Source organism: Geminicoccus flavidas (genome assembly GCF_009806515.1).
Lineage (GTDB): Bacteria > Pseudomonadota > Alphaproteobacteria > Geminicoccales > Geminicoccaceae > Geminicoccus > Geminicoccus flavidus.
Genome location: NZ_WUJP01000833.1, coordinates 1 through 2,976 on the forward strand (window position 1 = coordinate 1; position 2,976 = coordinate 2,976).

The 2,976-nt window shown below is 65.6% G+C and carries 4 protein-coding genes; all 4 read left to right on the top strand.

Translation table 11 applies throughout. From position 1 onward, the window contains the following. Positions 1 to 435: RbsD/FucU family protein (locus EQG76_RS23930; protein WP_159717037.1), on the top strand; the 435-nt coding region annotated here is incomplete at its 5' end. A 36-nt stretch (positions 436 to 471) separates the two neighbouring features. Beyond that, positions 472 to 1,383: a sugar phosphate isomerase/epimerase family protein gene (locus EQG76_RS23935; RefSeq protein WP_159717039.1), complete on the top strand. Its 912-nt coding sequence runs from the start codon at positions 472 to 474 to the stop codon at positions 1,381 to 1,383. Between the two features lie 7 nt (positions 1,384 to 1,390). Next, positions 1,391 to 2,239 carry a sugar phosphate isomerase/epimerase family protein gene (locus EQG76_RS23940; RefSeq protein ID WP_159717041.1) on the top strand — a complete coding sequence of 283 codons (849 nt, stop codon included), beginning with the start codon at positions 1,391 to 1,393 and terminating at the stop codon, positions 2,237 to 2,239. 22 nt (positions 2,240 to 2,261) lie between these two features. After that, on the top strand, positions 2,262 to 2,976 hold a 715-nt coding region (locus EQG76_RS23945), incomplete at its 3' end, for a sugar phosphate isomerase/epimerase family protein (RefSeq protein ID WP_159717043.1).

The window sequence follows — 2,976 nt, forward strand, 5'->3', positions numbered from 1 at the left end:
GGTCATGGCGACCGGATCTGCCTCGCGGACCGGAACTTCCCCGGTCCCGCCATGGCCGATGCCGGCGAGATCCCGCTCCTGCGCACCGACCTCGACACCGTCGCGATCGGCGGCGCGATCCTGTCGGTGCTGCCGCTGGACGGGTTCGTGCGCCACCCGGTGATGCGCATGGAGATCTCCGGCGCACCCGAGGAGATGAATGCCGGGCACCAGGGCTTCCTCGCCATGATGCACGAGGTGGCGGGCCGGCACTGGACGATGGGCTCGATCGAGCGCTTCGCCTTCTACCCGGAATCGGCGAAGTGCCGGGCGATCGTCTGGACGCTCGACGACCGGCCCTATGCCAATTTCATCCTGACCAAAGGCGTGATCGCGGCGGACGGCACCGTGGCCGTGCCCGGCCCGGCCGAACGACGATCGCTGGGGCTGGGCTAAGCCCCCGGCATCCCGAAAACAGTGGAGGCTTCGAGTATGCATCGCACGTCGATCGGCACCTGGGCCTACAATGTCGGACCCTACGGGGCCCAGCCGATCCCCTTCGACGAGGTGCTGGCGAAGCTCGCCGAATTGAAGTTCGACGGGCTGGAGCTGGGCGGGTTCAACGGCTACCCGAACCCGCAGAACCATCCCACCAAGGACGACCGCTCTGCCCTGGTCGAGAAGGTGCAGCGGCATGGCCTGGCGTTCTCGGGCTTCGCGCAGGACCTCTGGTCGCAGAAGCTCCTGAACACGCGCGACACCACCGACTACAAGGCGGCGTTCAAGGAGAACGCCCAGTTCGCGCAGGATCTCGGCATCAAGGGTGTGCGCGTCGACACGGTGCAGCCGCCGACCATCCATCGCGAGGCCGACTATGACGACCTGCTGAAGCGCCTGGTCGAGACCTGGGACTGGTGCATCAAGACCGCCGCCGACCACGGGCTCTACGTGACCTGGGAGTTCGAGCCGGGCTTCGCCTTCAACAAGCCGTCTGACATCCAGCGCGTGCTCGACAAGCTGCCGCACGAGAATTTCGGCATCATGTACGACACCTGCCATGGCCAGATGGTGGCGGTGAACGGTGTCCGGCAGGAGGGGAAGAAGGAGACGCTGAAAGGCGGGCAGCTCGAGTTCATTTCTCGCCTGTCCGGGCGGATCAACCACATCCACCTGATCGACAGCGACAATACCTGCCACAAAGACGAGCAGGGCAATGACGAGACCAGTGCGCATCCGCCGTTCGGCGAGGGCGTGCTGAACTTCGACGAGCTGGTGCCGGCCCTGGCCAAGGAGGATGTCGGCCATGATTGGTGGACAGTTGACCTGTGCTTCTGGCCGGAAGCCTGGGCCACCACGGAGAAGTGCAAGGCCGCCCTGGACGAGCTGAACAAGAAGTACGGGTGAGATCGCCATGCTCTTGGGCTTCAACCTCCTGCTCTGGACGACTCACGTCACCGAGGAGCACTTTCCGCTGTTCGCCGAGATCAGGAAGACCGGCTATGATGGGGTGGAGATCCCGATCTTCGAGGGGGAGCCGGAGCATTACCGCAAGATCGGCCAGGTCGCGAAGGACCAGGGCCTGCGCGTCACCGGCGTCACCGTGCTCCCTGACGAGAACTGCTCCGCGATCAGCGCCGACCCCTGCGCCCGGCTGAACGCGACCAAGCGGCTGGTCTGGGCGCTGGACTGCCTGCACGCGGCCGGCGGCGAGTTGCTCTGCGGGCCGTTCTATCAGCCGCTCGGCCAGTTCACCGGCGAGCCGGCCACGATCGAGGAGCGGTGCGGGATCGTGGAGGTGCATGGCAAGGCCGCGGACTATGCGGCGTCGCTGGGCCTGAAGCTCGCGGTGGAGCCGCTCAACCGGTTCGAGTGCCATGCGCTGAACCTGGTGGCGGACGCGGCCCAGGTGGTGAAGCGGGTGGATCGGCCGAACTACGGCCTGCTCTACGACACCTTCCACCAGAACATTGAGGAGAAGGACCCGGTCGGCGTGATCCAGCCGCATCTGGCCGAGATCAACCATGTCCACGTGTCGGAGAACGACCGCGGCACGCCCGGCAAGGGCCACGTTCCCTGGGAAGCGACCTTCCGCGCGTTCAAGCAGGGCGGCTACCAGGGCTTCTATGTGATCGAGGCGTTTGGCCGGGCATTGCCGGCACTGGCCGCCGCCACCCGGGTCTGGCGCGACTTCTTCCCGGCGCGCGAGGAAGTCTATCGGTTCGGCCACGACTTCCTGCGCGAAGCCTACGCCAAAGCCTGAGCCCATTGCCGAGGAAATGCAGATGAAGACGATGAAGGGTCCCGGCCTGTTCCTCGCCCAGTTCGTGGGCGACCAGGCGCCATTCAACAGCCTGAAGTCGATTTGCGGCTGGGCCGCGGGCCTAGGCTACAAGGGCGTGCAGATCCCGACTTGGGACGCCCGGATGATCGACCTGGAGAAGGCCGCGCAGTCCAAGGACTATTGCGACGAGATCAAGGGCATCGTCGCCGAGTGCGGGGTAGAGATCAGCGAGCTGTCGACCCACCTGCAGGGCCAGCTGGTCGCGGTGCATCCAGCCTATGACGAGGGCTTCGATGCATTTGCCGCGCCGCACGTGCGCGGCAATCCCAAGGCCCGGCAGGAATGGGCGGTGCAGCAGGTCTTGGCCGCTGCCAAGGCCAGCCGCAATCTTGGCCTGGACGTGCATGTCACCTTCAGCGGGGCGCTCGCTTGGCCCTACATCTACCCCTGGCCGCCACGGCCGGCCGGGCTGATCGACACGGCGTTCGACGAGCTGGCGAAGCGCTGGCGGCCGATCCTGGATGCGCATGAGGAAGTGGGCGTGGATGTCGCCTACGAGATCCATCCGGGCGAAGACCTGTTCGACGGCGCTACCTTCGAGATGTTTCTCCAGTGCGTGGGCAACCACCAGCGCTGCAACATCAACTACGATCCCTCGCATTTCTGCCTGCAGGGGCTCGATTACCTCGCCTTCATCGAGCACTACTACGAGCGCA